This window comes from Vibrio sp. 10N.261.46.E11 (assembly GCF_041472735.1).
In the GTDB taxonomy this organism is placed as follows: domain Bacteria; phylum Pseudomonadota; class Gammaproteobacteria; order Enterobacterales; family Vibrionaceae; genus Vibrio.
Window position 1 is genome coordinate 94799 of record NZ_JBFRQW010000004.1, and the last position, 12999, is coordinate 107797.

13 protein-coding genes are annotated in these 12999 nt (G+C 43.6%); 4 read left to right on the plus strand and 9 right to left on the minus strand.

The window, feature by feature from the left end:
- Positions 1–117: 117 nt before the first annotated feature.
- Both AB4407_RS02470 and AB4407_RS02475 read right to left on the minus strand, forming a co-directional pair.
- A complete protein-coding gene (locus AB4407_RS02470) occupies positions 118–1377 on the minus strand; it encodes a hypothetical protein (protein ID WP_372118273.1) in 1260 nt (419 codons plus the stop codon).
- A gap of 22 nt (positions 1378–1399) precedes the next feature.
- Entirely contained in the window at positions 1400–1642 is a 243-nt protein-coding gene (locus AB4407_RS02475; RefSeq protein WP_372118275.1) for a hypothetical protein, read from the minus strand.
- A 303-nt stretch (positions 1643–1945) separates the two neighbouring features.
- Between AB4407_RS02475 and AB4407_RS02480 the strand changes: the two genes are divergently transcribed.
- The gene (locus AB4407_RS02480) at positions 1946–2473 is read left to right on the plus strand and encodes a hypothetical protein (protein ID WP_372118278.1); all 528 of its coding nucleotides are present in this window, start codon (positions 1946–1948) and stop codon (positions 2471–2473) included.
- Positions 2474–2672: 199 nt separating this feature from the next.
- Here AB4407_RS02480 and AB4407_RS02485 read toward each other — a convergent pair whose 3' ends face one another.
- The 3 genes from AB4407_RS02485 to AB4407_RS02495 form a co-directional block, all read right to left on the minus strand.
- Positions 2673–3191 (minus strand): hypothetical protein, encoded by a 519-nt coding sequence (locus AB4407_RS02485; protein ID WP_372118281.1) that lies wholly within the window; start codon positions 3189–3191, stop codon positions 2673–2675.
- Between the two features lie 353 nt (positions 3192–3544).
- Positions 3545–3946, minus strand: coding sequence for a hypothetical protein (locus AB4407_RS02490; protein ID WP_372118284.1), 402 nt, complete (start codon positions 3944–3946; stop codon positions 3545–3547).
- 28 nt (positions 3947–3974) lie between these two features.
- Positions 3975–4457, minus strand: a complete 483-nt coding sequence (locus AB4407_RS02495; protein ID WP_009846181.1) for a MarR family winged helix-turn-helix transcriptional regulator — start codon at positions 4455–4457, stop codon at positions 3975–3977.
- A 123-nt stretch (positions 4458–4580) separates the two neighbouring features.
- Here AB4407_RS02495 and AB4407_RS02500 point away from each other — a divergent pair, with 123 nt between their 5' ends.
- Positions 4581–5471 carry a DMT family transporter gene (locus AB4407_RS02500; protein WP_372118286.1) on the plus strand — a complete coding sequence of 297 codons (891 nt, stop codon included), beginning with the start codon at positions 4581–4583 and terminating at the stop codon, positions 5469–5471.
- A 350-nt stretch (positions 5472–5821) separates the two neighbouring features.
- On the plus strand, positions 5822–6736 hold the full coding sequence (locus AB4407_RS02505; protein ID WP_372118289.1) for a DMT family transporter: 915 nt from the start codon (positions 5822–5824) through the stop codon (positions 6734–6736).
- 108 nt (positions 6737–6844) lie between these two features.
- Here AB4407_RS02505 and AB4407_RS02510 read toward each other — a convergent pair whose 3' ends face one another.
- From AB4407_RS02510 to AB4407_RS02520, 3 genes are read right to left on the minus strand one after another with little or no spacing between them, the layout of a single operon-like run.
- The gene (locus tag AB4407_RS02510) at positions 6845–8026 is read right to left on the minus strand and encodes an MFS transporter (RefSeq protein WP_372118291.1); all 1182 of its coding nucleotides are present in this window, start codon (positions 8024–8026) and stop codon (positions 6845–6847) included.
- Positions 8016–9161, minus strand: a complete 1146-nt coding sequence (locus AB4407_RS02515) for a phosphotransferase (protein ID WP_372118293.1) — start codon at positions 9159–9161, stop codon at positions 8016–8018. The genes AB4407_RS02510 and AB4407_RS02515 overlap by 11 nt, the downstream gene beginning before the upstream one ends.
- Positions 9162–9171: 10 nt before the next feature.
- Positions 9172–9456, minus strand: a complete 285-nt coding sequence (locus AB4407_RS02520; protein WP_372118296.1) for a GNAT family N-acetyltransferase — start codon at positions 9454–9456, stop codon at positions 9172–9174.
- Positions 9457–9751: 295 nt separating this feature from the next.
- Here AB4407_RS02520 and AB4407_RS02525 point away from each other — a divergent pair, with 295 nt between their 5' ends.
- Entirely contained in the window at positions 9752–10498 is a 747-nt protein-coding gene (locus AB4407_RS02525; protein WP_372118299.1) for a flagellar brake protein, read from the plus strand.
- 109 nt (positions 10499–10607) lie between these two features.
- Here AB4407_RS02525 and AB4407_RS02530 read toward each other — a convergent pair whose 3' ends face one another.
- The gene (locus tag AB4407_RS02530; protein WP_372118302.1) at positions 10608–12968 is read right to left on the minus strand and encodes a Lon protease family protein; all 2361 of its coding nucleotides are present in this window, start codon (positions 12966–12968) and stop codon (positions 10608–10610) included.
- Positions 12969–12999: the final 31 nt, after the last annotated feature.

The following is a 12999-nucleotide window of genomic DNA, read 5'->3' on the forward strand; positions in this document are numbered from 1 at the left end:
GCTATGTTTGATCACTTACTCACTGTGATTGGTATAATATTCAAATTGAAACAGACATAAAAAATGGGCAGATAAACTGCCCATTTTTGTGTTCAGAAAGTCAGGAATTAGAGTCAGCTACTTCCAGAATTGAATGCTATTGAAGTCTTTGTATTGCTTTGTCGCTGCATCATATTTCGCTTTCATTGCAGTAAACTCAGCTTCTGTTAAACCAGGAGCTGATGTCGAGTCGAGCTCCACTGCTTGAAGAATATCTGACGCACTTTTTTGCAAGCTAGCAACCGAGACTTTATTACCGCCATCATTCGTAAGAGTAGAAGTGGTCACTTTCTTTTTACCCGCAAGGTCAGCGGCTGTTGCTGAACAATCCTTTCCTCGATTAAATCCAGTGTACCAAGTTACCGAGGCCTTACCGTCAGCGATTTGCTTAACCGTACAAGCATCAGGGCTCAGACCAACCAATTTATTCGCATTATTGAAGTTGTAGGCGATCAAATCAGACGGTGATTTGCTAGAGTACGTATCCTTTTGTTGAATATTGTTGTCGACAGAAGAACGCGCTAAACGGCTAACCGCTGCAGCAAAGTAGAAATCACCGTTAGCATTAGAAGGCGCTACATGATCCTTTATCGCCCAATGAAATGCTGTCTTTTTGTTGTCCAGCGTAACTCTCGATCCGTAATGGTATGACACAGAGTTAACTATCGCTTTCTGACCATCTTCCATATCGTCAGCCCATTGATATGCCTTAAAGCCAATTTTAGTTCCGTCTTCAGGACCTGCATCCACGTAATGTTCAACGGTGTACTTATCAGATGAGCTCGTCTTGACCTTGACGATATCACCTAGCAATTTACCCTTAGATGTATACAAGAACGTATTAGAAATATCTAAACCAATAAGGCTTATCTTATCAATGGTATATTGAGTCTCTTCGCCTGTTCCATAGCGTTTAAAGAAAACAAGTTCTTTAGACGTTTTGGCCATTGCTTTGTGTACTTTATCTAAATCAAAGGCACAAGTCGTCGCACTATCATCAGCTTCGAAGGCAATCGTCGCGCCATCTTTAGAGATCACACACACTTTATTGGTTAATTTGAACTCTTTAGCCTTCGACACAAACACATCACTGTGTGCTGGCTTAGAATTAGCGAGATCATCAATAGAAACTAGAGTTTGCGGAGAAGTGCTAGGGGAAAGTGTAAGCGCCTTATCTAAGTTCATAAATTCAACTTTGTTTTGCTGAATTTTATCTACAGCAAACTTTATCGCCGCCTTAGATTTATAGTAGCCCTGTAGATTAATATCTTCGTTTGCATGAACCATTGTCGCAAGTGAAGAAACGCCCAGCACTAATGGCAATAGTGTCTTTGTCATATTTTATGTTCCTTCTAGTAGTTTATTTAGACTGACTTGGAGCTTCAAACCCAGTAATGCTTGCAGATGAGAAAGCAACAGAGCTCAATTTCTGTACATCACCCACACTAAGTTTAAGAGCAGAACGCACTGGGGCTTGAGTAGAAACTGCGGTACTACCACCAGTGCTGCTGCCAGTATTGCTACCTTTAGTCGCACCGCCACCGCCGCCTCCACCACATGCTGTAAGTGAAGCTAACAAGATTAAACCAACGATTTTCTTCATACATTTATTCCTAATAACGAAATTTAGACCGCGTGTCTATTTTCAATTAATTCAGGTGAGAATCAGAACATAGAGCGACACAAAAAAAAATTAAAATCGTTGTTGGTTATTGCAGTTATGTTTAATATACAACCATCAAGGAAAGGAATGGTTTTTCACTCCCCTATACAGTGCAATGAATATGGATATGAAAAACACATATTGTCTTTGACTTAACTTTCGAAGAATTTCATCGCTTTGGCGTGACAATAAATAATGCACGACCAGCGCCTTACTCCACTATTACTATCTTTTGTAAGTCATATGAAAATTAAAAATGTAATACCTCTACTGCTGTGCCTCTTCTCTCATCAAGCTATATCTGCGGCAAATTTCACAACGGACTTTGTAGAACTTGGGATGCAAGCAAAGCCTATGGGGTTAAGCGTGGATGGTGGACGAGACATCAACGATAGCTTAGCGATTTTGGGCGGCCTTAGTACCAATACGGCCCAAGATGAAAGCAACTTTGACGCGTACATCGGCCCTCAAGTTTATGGTCCAATAACTCAAGGGATCGACTTAAATACGCAGCTGCTACTCCATTTCAACAAAAACTCATACGCAGCTGGAGAAACGAAAGCTTACGTCGAATTTAATGCGGGTATTCGAGCGTGGATCACTCAGAGAGTAGAAGCCCACGTACTTGCGGGTTCTAACGGAGAGCACTCAATCTTTACGTTTGGAGCCAGGTTCCATGCCACAGATAAAGCCGTGTTTGCAGTTGGTTCTAAAAACAACGGTCTTTACGGCCCTCAATTACAACTTTCGGTTAGATACCAATTTAAGTAGCCACCTTTTTAAACAATTCTCCGCTACTGTTGGATCTAACATAAAAATAGCGTCAGTAATTCAATACTGACGCTATTTTTTTATCTCTAATTCAGACACATCCTATTAGTTATACGCTTACCTAAAGTTATACGCTTGCCTAGCTATTGAGTTACCCATTGATATAGCGATGAACCGTGAACTACAAACATTCAGTGAACTATGAGCATTTATCCAACTTGAGCTCGGCTGTCACCTTAGTAAGACGTAATGCAATCGCGAAACACACTAAGTACGGACTCACATACCAAAAGATACTTTCTAGCGGCTGCTTCACCTGAGCTTCTCTGGTTTTTATATATTGGTTTTTCTGCTTTTCATACTGACTCAGCATACCATCTACCCACACCGCATCACTTTCAACTAACGACACGCTAGGCGCAGGAACCGTAAAATCCGATGCATTGGGTAACAAGGTGAAATCGACATCTTTAAACGTGATCGCCGTATTCAAGTACCACAAACACGCGTCGTGGTGCTGACCGTGATTGTCTAGAGAAGTGATACCTGTACAGGTATCACTTCTCAGCTTATCCAAAGAGAACTGCTGAACAGATTCTAAAATCGCCACCGCTCTGGTTTGTTCGGTTTCAACCCAATCACCCGCCACCTTCGCTCGAATCTCAGACACGGCACCAAGCATTCCGATACCCGCTAAAAACGGCCATAAATAATCCATACGCTTCCATTTTCGCCGACTCAGGTTGAATCCACACCAAATTGGAATATGTAAGAGGAGCGTTAGTCCAAGTGACAGCAGAACGAAGTTCAAGGAGCTAGAGAGCATGAGCTCGCTATCGAAAAAGTTCTTCATAATGAGAAGCTTGCCTGTATAACCAAGAGAAATTTGATACTAGGTTCGATATAAGAAAAGTGTGTAAGAGGAAAGTAAAAACAGCACTAAAAATTGGTGTTAACGCTGTTTATTTGGGCCTATAACCACCGATGGCAGGGCTTAACCACTCGTTACTCAGAAATGGCTAAGTTGTTCAGTTGTTCAGTTGTTCACGATACACAAGATGCTAAAGGCTCTTACGCGCCAGACTTGAGGTAGATACCGACTTCTCTTAGCTGGGCTTTAATGTCTAACATTTGGATGTGAGATAGCACTAATTGGATCAAATTGAATATTGCTCCCGCAAGCATCAGACCCGCGACATAACCAGACCATGCTTGGTGATCAACTTGATACAAAGTATTGAACGAAAGAACGAAGAAGATGAGACTGGAAAAACCAATAGCATACTCATTACAGTTGTAGACGTATGAATTCGTCGCGTAATCGTATTTGATTTTTACCTTTCCACCCGCTCTGCCTAGCTTAAGATTAAGAACATTTCCGCTAGCCTCATATTCCAATCCATTAATTGATACAACGTGCTCTACTTTCTCAAGCATATCTGTTTTTTCCGTATTATTTTGAATACTGTCCATAGTCGTACCCTACTCAGTCACCTAAAAATTATTCGTACGCACTCAACCATGTTTTCAGAAGTTGGTTGGTGTTCTTCTTCTGACTCGCAGACAATGATTTAACCAGTTTTTTCTGCGTTTCGACATGCTTTGTCATCATTTGGTCAATCAGAATAAGACCATCTTTGGTTAGCTGAACACTCACGCTACGTCTATCTTCTTTGCTGTGTTCACGGCTGATCAGCCCTTTGGCTTCTAGCTTATCAAGGCGATTGGTCATCGCACCAGATGTCAGCATCATCGACCCAATCAGTTCTGATGGCGTCAGTCGGTAAGGCTTTCCAGAACGTCGCAACGTCGCCAGCACATCAAACTCACCCAGCTTCATGTCGTATTTTTTATGAAGCTCGGCAACTTGCGTCTCCATATACTTGGCAATACGCATAATCCGACCCATCATTGCCATTGGCTCAGTTTCTAATTCAGGCTTTTCCTTTGCCCATTGCTCTACTACGCGGTCGATAGCATCCATTTGCGATCTCGCTCCGTTGTTAGTCTGATTAATTCAAACTAGTTTAACATAAAGATACTTTACAACCATATGATCTAGGTATACAGTTCATACAACCATTATCTTAATGTAAAGATATTTCATATGAACATATTATTAGCAATGATTCCCGCGTTCTTTTGGGGAACAACCTATGCAGTGACGCAATTTACGCTACAGGAATGGCCCCCCTTATTATTGGGTGCTTTGCGTGCGTTGCCTGCTGGTTTGTTATTGCTAGTAGTAAAACCGACACTGCCTCAAAAAGGCGAATGGCAGATCATTTTCACATTGGGTCTTATCAATATTGCGACCTTCTTTAGCTTAATCTTCGTGATGGCGTTGACGTTGCCTTCGGCAATCTCCGGTGTAGGTATGATCTCTGTGCCAGTGTTTGCGATGATCTTCCATTGGGTAGTAAAGAAACAGCGTCCGCAATTGATTCAAGCCTTGTCTGGTGTTGGATTAATCACATTGGCGTGGATATTGTTTAATCCAAGTCAAATCGCATTAAACCCAATAGGTTTAGGCGCCATGTTCGCTGCAATCATGTGTATCGTTATCGGCAGTAGCATTACCAAGTCACTGGGTAATCGCATGCACTGGTGGAAGGTATTAACGTGGCAACTGATTCTAGGCGGTACGATTTTATCTGTCGCGTCTGGCGTTCACGCATTAATCGACCCGCAGCCTTATGTTAACGCTGTCACTCATTTCGATACTCGTAATGCTATGGGTCTATTGTGGGTGATTGGGTTGAACACAGCGCTGGGTTACGGCATGTATGTGTGGTTGCTACAACGTATGTCGGTGGTTGATTTCACCTTCGGCGGTATTGCAAACCCAGTTGCGGGCATCGTGACCGGTATGGTGTTAATGGGTGAATCCTTTACCCCACTCCAGTACTCGCTAATGACGGGGATGATCATCATGTCACTGCTACCGCAACTGATTCTGGCAGTAAGACAATCCAAACAAGTTAAGCCTGTTACGTAGTAGAATCTACTGGCTATACTAAGAATAATAACGCGCCTTACATCTTATTATAATGAATTAAAGGGCGCTTTCTGTTGCTACGCTGACAGTAATCCCTCAAATAGCCATACTCGCGAAGTTGATCGTTTCTTAAACGAAATTAAACCTCACAAAGAATAATGACTTTATCTTAATCTATTTTTATAGAAATAATTTATATCAAATAGCTATATTAGATATTTAACTTCTACAAACAATTTCAATTAGAGACAAAAAGACAAAACTTTTCTCCGACGACCTCCTTATACTGTGCCACGTCATTAAGGCGCCACAAGCCTATGATTTAAAATAATTATTAATGAGTAGTCACCATGAATTCGAAGTCGCTAACTATCTTGCTTTTTGTCTCTGTTTGTTTAATTTGGGGAACCACTTGGTTCGCTATGGAAGTGACATTGCATTCTATCCCACCTATTTTTGCCACTGCATTGCGTTTTCTGTTAGCCGCACCTTTGCTTGCAGTATTGGCCAAAGTGTTCAACCAGCCATTGCTTTTTCCTAAAGGTAAACGTCAATGGTTGCTGATTGTTGCACTGATGTACTTTGCGATTCCATTTACTTTGATGATCTATGGCGAGCAATACATTTCTTCTGGTCTAGCGTCGATCATCTTCGCTAACATGCCGGTCGCTGTTATGTTGATGTCAGGCCTATTCCTAGGCTTACGATTGGCTAAGCACCAAATATTTGGTTTGGCTACCGCTGTTGTAAGCCTATGTTTGATCCTCGGCAATGAAATGCAGATGGGTGGCGATGACTACCTAGTTGGTACAGTTTGCTTAGGTCTTGCTGTGGCAATACACGCTGTGATGTATGTGTTAGTTCAAAAGCACTGTAAAGGCATCGAAGTACTGACGTACAACGCAGTACCAAGTCTGATTGCTTCTCTGTTCTTGTTCGCCGTTTCGGCGATGGGTGAAAGCGTGAATGTTGAATCCTTCACTTGGGATTCAATCTCAGCAGTAATTTACCTAGGCTTTGTAGCGAGTGTTGGCGGCATTGTTGCCTACTTTAAACTCGGACAAGTTTCGACGCCGTTCCAAGCGTCTATCTGCTTCCTGATTTTCCCTGTGGTTGCACTACTGATCTCTTGCTACATCAATGGAGAAGTGCTATCTGAACAGTCACTGGTTATGATGATTCCTCTGCTTTGTGGCATCTTGCTTACTAAGGCTCCAAAAGGAATCTTCAAGTTAGGTGGTGGATTAAAAACCGCAAGAAGCTAATCCTACTGAAAGCTAACCCTACCGGAAGCTGACTAGATATTTCCATCTAGCACATACAAAAAAGCTCCAATATCACTATTGGAGCTTTTTATTAGTCTTTATCCAGAGTTAGCGCCAGCTAAACATTCGCACTTCATTGCCCTCTTCCGGCTTCTTAGGGATGTTTAAAGACAACGCCAAAGATACCGCCGCCATCGCAGCACCTATGTAGAAAACCGTTGCAGGGGACGATAACCAAATCACCCCAAATACGACCGGAATAACAACCGCTGCAATATGGTTGATGGTGAAAGAGACACCTGCGGTTGATGCCATGTCGGCAGGATCGGCGATTTTCTGGAAATAGGTTTTGATCGCTAATGCGAGTGCAAAGAACAGATGGTCGACAACATACAGCGCCGCTGCCCATTCCGCGCTTTGTACCAAACCATAACCGATAAACACACCAATCAAACCAACATACTCGAAGATCAACGCTTTGCGCTCACCCACCACACCGATAAATCGTCCAATGCGTTTCGCGAACAAGAAGTTAAATAGGTAATTAATTAAGAACAGTAGTGTTACGTCAGCAGCCGAGTAACCAAACTTCTCTACCATCAGAAAGCCAGCAAACACCGTGAAAATCTGTCTTCTCGCGCCACTCATAAAGGTGAGCGCGTAGTAGAGCCAGTAACGCTTTCTCAGCACCAATTTCTTATTTTGTAGAGTCTTGGTTTGAAACTCAGGAAAACCAAAGGTCATAACCAAAACTAGAATAAATCCAATACCCCCAGTAATGCCGTACACCCAAACAAAATCGAGCTTCAGCTGTTCTAACATCACCCAGATTGAGCCATAAGTAATTAACGAGGCCAACGCGCCAACAGAGATCATTTTCCCCAGCATCTCAGGGGCTTCTTCTTTACTCAGCCATTGGAGTGACAAAGACTGCTTGAGCGTTTCAAAATAGTGAAAACCCGTCGACATCAAAATTGTGGTCAGCAGTAGGCCAGTGAGCGAAGGAAATAAGCCAGTGATCGCCGTACCGACTGTGAGCATCGCCAGCGATATCAACATGAAGCGTTGCTCGCGAATGAACGCCAACACAAACACCACGGTAAAGGCCAAGAAGCCAGGGATCTCACGCACACTTTGCAATAAACCAATATCCGCACCATCAAAGTTCGCTTTCTCAATAACGAAGTTATTCAGCAGCGCCATCCAGCTCGAAAACGCGATAGGGACAACAATCGAAATCAGTAATAAGAAGTTTTGCGGCGTTTTCCAGCTCGCGGTTTTATCGAACATTGACGGACTCCTGCTCGTCTAATTGGTTAAGCACTCGTAAGGTTAGTTGCTCGGTATACGGGTTTATCTTCCAGTGCTCTGGGCTCCAACCTTTAACAAAACGTTGAAAATCAGCCCACGCGACGTAAAACATGGGTCGCCATGCGGCTTCAACATCGTCGAAAGAAAGTTGTGGTTGATAGTACGTGAGTGCCGCTTTCAAGTATCGAAAGTAAACGTCCAATATCTCTGGTTCAAGTGCTGCGCAATCTTGCGGCCTAACCGCGCTGCTCATAAACAAGGCCACATCTTTCATCGCACAACCACGCCCAACGTATTGGAAATCGACGGCAGCAGCGCGCTCACTTTTTAAATCAAAGCAGAAGTTGGCGAGCTTAGCGTCACCATGTACCAAGGTTTGATATGGACAGGCCCTTAATAGATTATCAATGTGCTGCGCTTGGCTCTTAAGCGGTAAATCAGCCAACGCGTTTAACTCGTCAGGCCGCGTGTCTAAATGCCAATATGTGCCGACTTGCCACAATGAAGCTGAATGCTGTTGATCTACACTGATGTGCTTTGCGTGAAAGTTAGCGAGCCATTTAAGGCAAGCATCGCGTTGGTTTTTCTCTTCTAATGTGTAACCAGGCGCCTGATCAGGCTGAGTATCTTTGATCGCTAAATCATCAAAAGCAGCAAGCACATCAAACTGAGAAGTTAACGGAAAACCGATTTCGGCCAAGTCTTGCATGACGATAAGCCATTCGTTCTCTTGTAGCTCACATTGTAGCCCTACAGGCACAGGACAACGCTCATCCCATTGTTGAGTGAACGATTGATACCAAGCCGTTTCCACTTGGTATGAGTGTACTTTGCGCTGATGAGATAGCTTAGTATTCCACCCCTTAGGGTGTTCTGCTTTATCTGGCAATGCGACATGTTTAACAATCACGCTGTTCATAGAAGCACTACAATATTTCGCAAAGACCAAGCGAACTAATTCACCATACCCGCCCCATAGGCTTTGAATTACCTGGACATCAAACCCTTGATGACAACCCAGTGAGGCCGCTATTTTTTGATAAAGCTCTGGCTGATTTTGACTTGAAACCGCTGCTGGTTGAGCTCGATTATTTGACGATATTGATTGAGACATATACTCGTTGCTATGCTTTATCGGATAGAAGATGAGCCCACTGTGGCTGCCTATTCATATAGTGAATCACATAACTACAAATCGGTACAATTTTAAAACCTGCTTGTTCAATTTCAGGCAGTACCGACTCCATCATCACCTTACCGAAGCCCTTACCTTGAAGCTCATCAGGAATACGTGTCGATGTGATATGTAGTACATCCCCATCCTTTTGATACTGAACAACTGCGAACTGGTTAGATTCGAGTTCAACTGTGATCTGGTTCGCTTCTTGATCCCATTTTGTTGCCTGCATTCTCAACTCCTGAAAATAATTGATACGAAAAACAATAAAAATTTGAAGTATTAATTTCTTGTAATAGACTAACTCAAGCACATACAAACAGAACTAAGTACTTGCAAACAAAGTAAATAATTTTAACCATCGGCTTAATGACGAATGAGTAAAGATAAAAGCACCCTATAGATATACACAAGTGCATACACTTAATTTATGTAAGAGCACCTGCTAAATCTAGCACGTATTTGCCCCTTATTAGCAAGCTACCAATATAACTAGCAGACGCATGTTGGCGCATGGAGAACATATAATGAACGCACCACTGAAGAAGCCTTTGGAGCATAATCAGGCACTTCAAGATCCTCGTAACCGCACCATTTCTACGCTAAATAGTACCGATGCGCTGGCCATGATTGAGCACGGCAGCGAACTGACATTAAATGTAGCGACTCCGGTTGGCACCAAGTTTCTCGCCACCACCAAACTAATCGGTACGCACAGTGATAATTGTATTGTGGTTGAGGTACCTGATGTATCCAACGAAGATTTGAGTTTTTTCTTTCAAGAAGGTTTTTGGATGACCGTTCGTGCTTATTCTCTACGAGGCGAAGGTGCGCTTATCCACTTTAAAAGCCAAATTCACCATAGGGTGGGAGATCCTTTCCCCATTCTTGTGCTTTCTACACCAAGTTCGATGCAAGTAACTCAACTGCGTAAAGAGACACGCTACGAGGTGAACTTAGCTTCAAGAATCATCTTCAACGATCAACGCGCAAATTGTGAGATAAGAGACTTGTCGAAAAGTGGTTGTCGTTTTGTCACCTCACCGACTTCTCGTGCTATTCAAATTGCCGATAGAATATCTATTGAGGTTACTCCTGAGAACTACAATGGTCCACTGATACCACCATTGAAAGGCATCATCTGTAATCTCCAAAAGTCAACGCACTACGCTCGATACGGGGTAGAGTTTGATGATATTGGCCGCTCTAACGCCAAACACTTGTTGGCGAAACTGAAGTTCGACGGCACCAAGCTCTGCTTGCGTAGTGCTTAAGTGCCTGTCATAAACAAGAAAAAAACAAAAAACAGCCATCGAGAATATCGATGGCTGTTTTTTCATTTACGGTTAACTATTATTTGGTTAACTTACCCTAGGCATTAAGCTATTTACGCAGTGCGTTCAGTTTAGCTTGAGCGATACCAAAGATAGTATCGATTGGGTAACTCCCCTCATCACTCGCCTCACCGGCGGCTTTGCCTGTAAACAGCTCAATCGCTTCGGTCACATGGTCGATAGCCCAAATATTAAACTCGCCCTTTTCAACCGCTTTTACGATGTCATTACGCAACATCAGGTTGTGAACATTTGGACGTGGGATGATCACCCCTTGCTCATTTGAACGTCCTTTGATTTCGCACACATCAAAGAAGCCTTCAATTTTCTCATTCACACCACCAATAGGCTGGGACTCACCGAACTGGTTCATAGAGCCGGTAATCGCGATGTCTTGACGGTTCGGCTGCTTAGAAAATGCAGACACCACCGCACAAAACTCGGCCATACTCGCGCTATCACCATCGACGCCACCATACGATTGTTCGAAGGTGATATTGGTAGTAAGCGGTACTTTCGCTGTCTTACCAAATACCGAAGAAAGGTAAGCCGATAAGATCATCACCCCTTTCGAGTGAATACTGCCGCCTAGATCTACGTTTCTCTCAATATCAATCACTTCACCGTCACCATAAGCCGTGGTTGCCGTGATTCGGTTCGGTGCGCCAAACATATGATCAGTCGTGCTGAGTACAGACAGCGCATTGACCTGCCCGACAGCCTGACCATCCACATGAATCAGCGTTGTACCGTTGGTGAAGGTCTCCATTACGCTGTCTTGAAGTCGCCCGACACGCATCTGTTGGTTAGATAGCGCCTGGTCGACATGCGTAGCACGAATCAGGTTCGACTTCGCCCCTTTCGCCACGTAGTTTGACTCACGAAGCAGGTTGGCAATGTGTGCAGAGTGCAGCGACAACTTACTTTGGTCACCCGCCTGACGAGAGCTGTGCTCAATAATGCGAGCAATCGCTTTACGGTCACAATGCAGCATGTTGTTGTCGTGCACGATGCTTGAAATGAAGCGGGCGTAATGCATTTCAGAATCCGCAGTACGCTTCATCTCATCTTCAAAATCGGCCGTCACACGGAACAATTCACCAAACTCAGCATCGTAATGTTGCAGTAGTTGATAAGTTCGATAATCACCAAACAAGATGATCTTAACGTCCAATGGAATAGGCTCAGGATCAAGTGATACCGCCCCCGTTAACGTGACCTCTTTTTCTAATGATGTGAAGCTCAATTGACGCGAACGCAGCGCGCGTTTCAAGCCTTCCCACACATAAGGTTGTTCAAGTACTTTGACCGCATCCATCAGCAAGACGCCACCATTGGCTCTATGCAAACTACCAGCACGAATCAAAGAGAAGTCTGTAAATACGGTGCCTTTGAACGTTGCCGTTTCGACATAGCCAAACAGAGAGTGATAATTCGGATTCTCTTCAACCACTATCGGCAGAGTCTCCTCCTTCTGGCTCACAATCACGTTCACCTTGTAGCGACGTGGCATTTTCTTGTCCAAAGAGGCGGTTGCAACTTCTGCTTGCTCTGTACTCTCTTCTAAGAAAATATCGGCGTTGTCGACAATGTCTTTACGCAGTGCTGTCAGGTACTTTTTAATGTCTGGATATTGGCTGTAATCTTGCTTCAGTTGCTTGATGAAGTGGGTAATAACATCTCGCGCCGTATCATCATTCAACTTTTGAACTTTCTCTGTGTACGTCTCTTCCAGCTCAGTCAGTTCACGAGAAATGGTGCGCAGACCAACTTCCAATGCATCAATGGTTTTGTCGAACTGGTCTTGTTCTTCTTCTGAAAGCAGATCGAAGCTCTCTTCGGTATGAAGATCATCGCCATTCATCGCGACAAACTGGTAATCACCCTGAGTGGTGATAGTCAGGTTAATGCCCTTATCTTTTGCTTCTTGACTGATCGCTTCTAACGCCGCTTGTTGCTTAGCAGCCAACTGATTTTTTAATCGGTCAGCGCGGTTAAAGTACATCTCGTTATCGAATGCGAGTGGCATTGCTTTAAGAAGCTTACGCATCAGCTTTTCAATATCTTGCTTCAAACTGCTGCCAACACCACGAGGCAATTTCAGCACCTTAGGTGTACGAATGTCTTCAAAATTCGCGATATAACACCAATCAAAAAGCTCCTGCACTTCTTGAGGGTGTCGGTTTAGGTAGCGTAAGATCATGGTGCGTTTACCAAGACCATTTCGACCTATCGCATAAATGTTGTAACCCTTTTCCTTGATTGACATCGCGAACTCAACGGCTTTTTGTGCACGTTCTTGCCCGACGATTTCGTCAATTGGAGCCAGTTCTTTGGTCGACTTACATGGTAGCTTGTCGAGTTCCGCTACCTTATACAGCTGTTCTGCATTGAGTCTTTGCATCGCCATCGCCGCCTCCTTAGTCCTTCATTACTTGGGT

Bases quoted from the DNA above. Each gene is read 5' to 3' on its own strand.
- AB4407_RS02480 (WP_372118278.1), top strand. From the start codon at position 1,946: ATGAAAATTAAAAATGTAATACCTCTACTGCTGTGCCTCTTCTCTCAT.
- AB4407_RS02505 (WP_372118289.1), top strand. From the start codon at position 5,822: ATGAATTCGAAGTCGCTAACTATCTTGCTTTTTGTCTCTGTTTGTTTA.
- AB4407_RS02525 (WP_372118299.1), top strand. From the start codon at position 9,752: ATGAACGCACCACTGAAGAAGCCTTTGGAGCATAATCAGGCACTTCAA.
- AB4407_RS02485 (WP_372118281.1), bottom strand. From the start codon at position 3,191: ATGGATTATTTATGGCCGTTTTTAGCGGGTATCGGAATGCTTGGTGCC.
- AB4407_RS02470 (WP_372118273.1), bottom strand. From the start codon at position 1,377: ATGACAAAGACACTATTGCCATTAGTGCTGGGCGTTTCTTCACTTGCG.
- AB4407_RS02510 (WP_372118291.1), bottom strand. From the start codon at position 8,026: ATGTTCGATAAAACCGCGAGCTGGAAAACGCCGCAAAACTTCTTATTA.
- AB4407_RS02520 (WP_372118296.1), bottom strand. From the start codon at position 9,456: ATGCAGGCAACAAAATGGGATCAAGAAGCGAACCAGATCACAGTTGAA.
- AB4407_RS02530 (WP_372118302.1), bottom strand. From the start codon at position 12,968: ATGGCGATGCAAAGACTCAATGCAGAACAGCTGTATAAGGTAGCGGAA.
- AB4407_RS02495 (WP_009846181.1), bottom strand. From the start codon at position 4,457: ATGGATGCTATCGACCGCGTAGTAGAGCAATGGGCAAAGGAAAAGCCT.
- AB4407_RS02475 (WP_372118275.1), bottom strand. From the start codon at position 1,642: ATGAAGAAAATCGTTGGTTTAATCTTGTTAGCTTCACTTACAGCATGT.
- AB4407_RS02490 (WP_372118284.1), bottom strand. From the start codon at position 3,946: ATGGACAGTATTCAAAATAATACGGAAAAAACAGATATGCTTGAGAAA.
- AB4407_RS02500 (WP_372118286.1), top strand. From the start codon at position 4,581: ATGAACATATTATTAGCAATGATTCCCGCGTTCTTTTGGGGAACAACC.
- AB4407_RS02515 (WP_372118293.1), bottom strand. From the start codon at position 9,161: ATGTCTCAATCAATATCGTCAAATAATCGAGCTCAACCAGCAGCGGTT.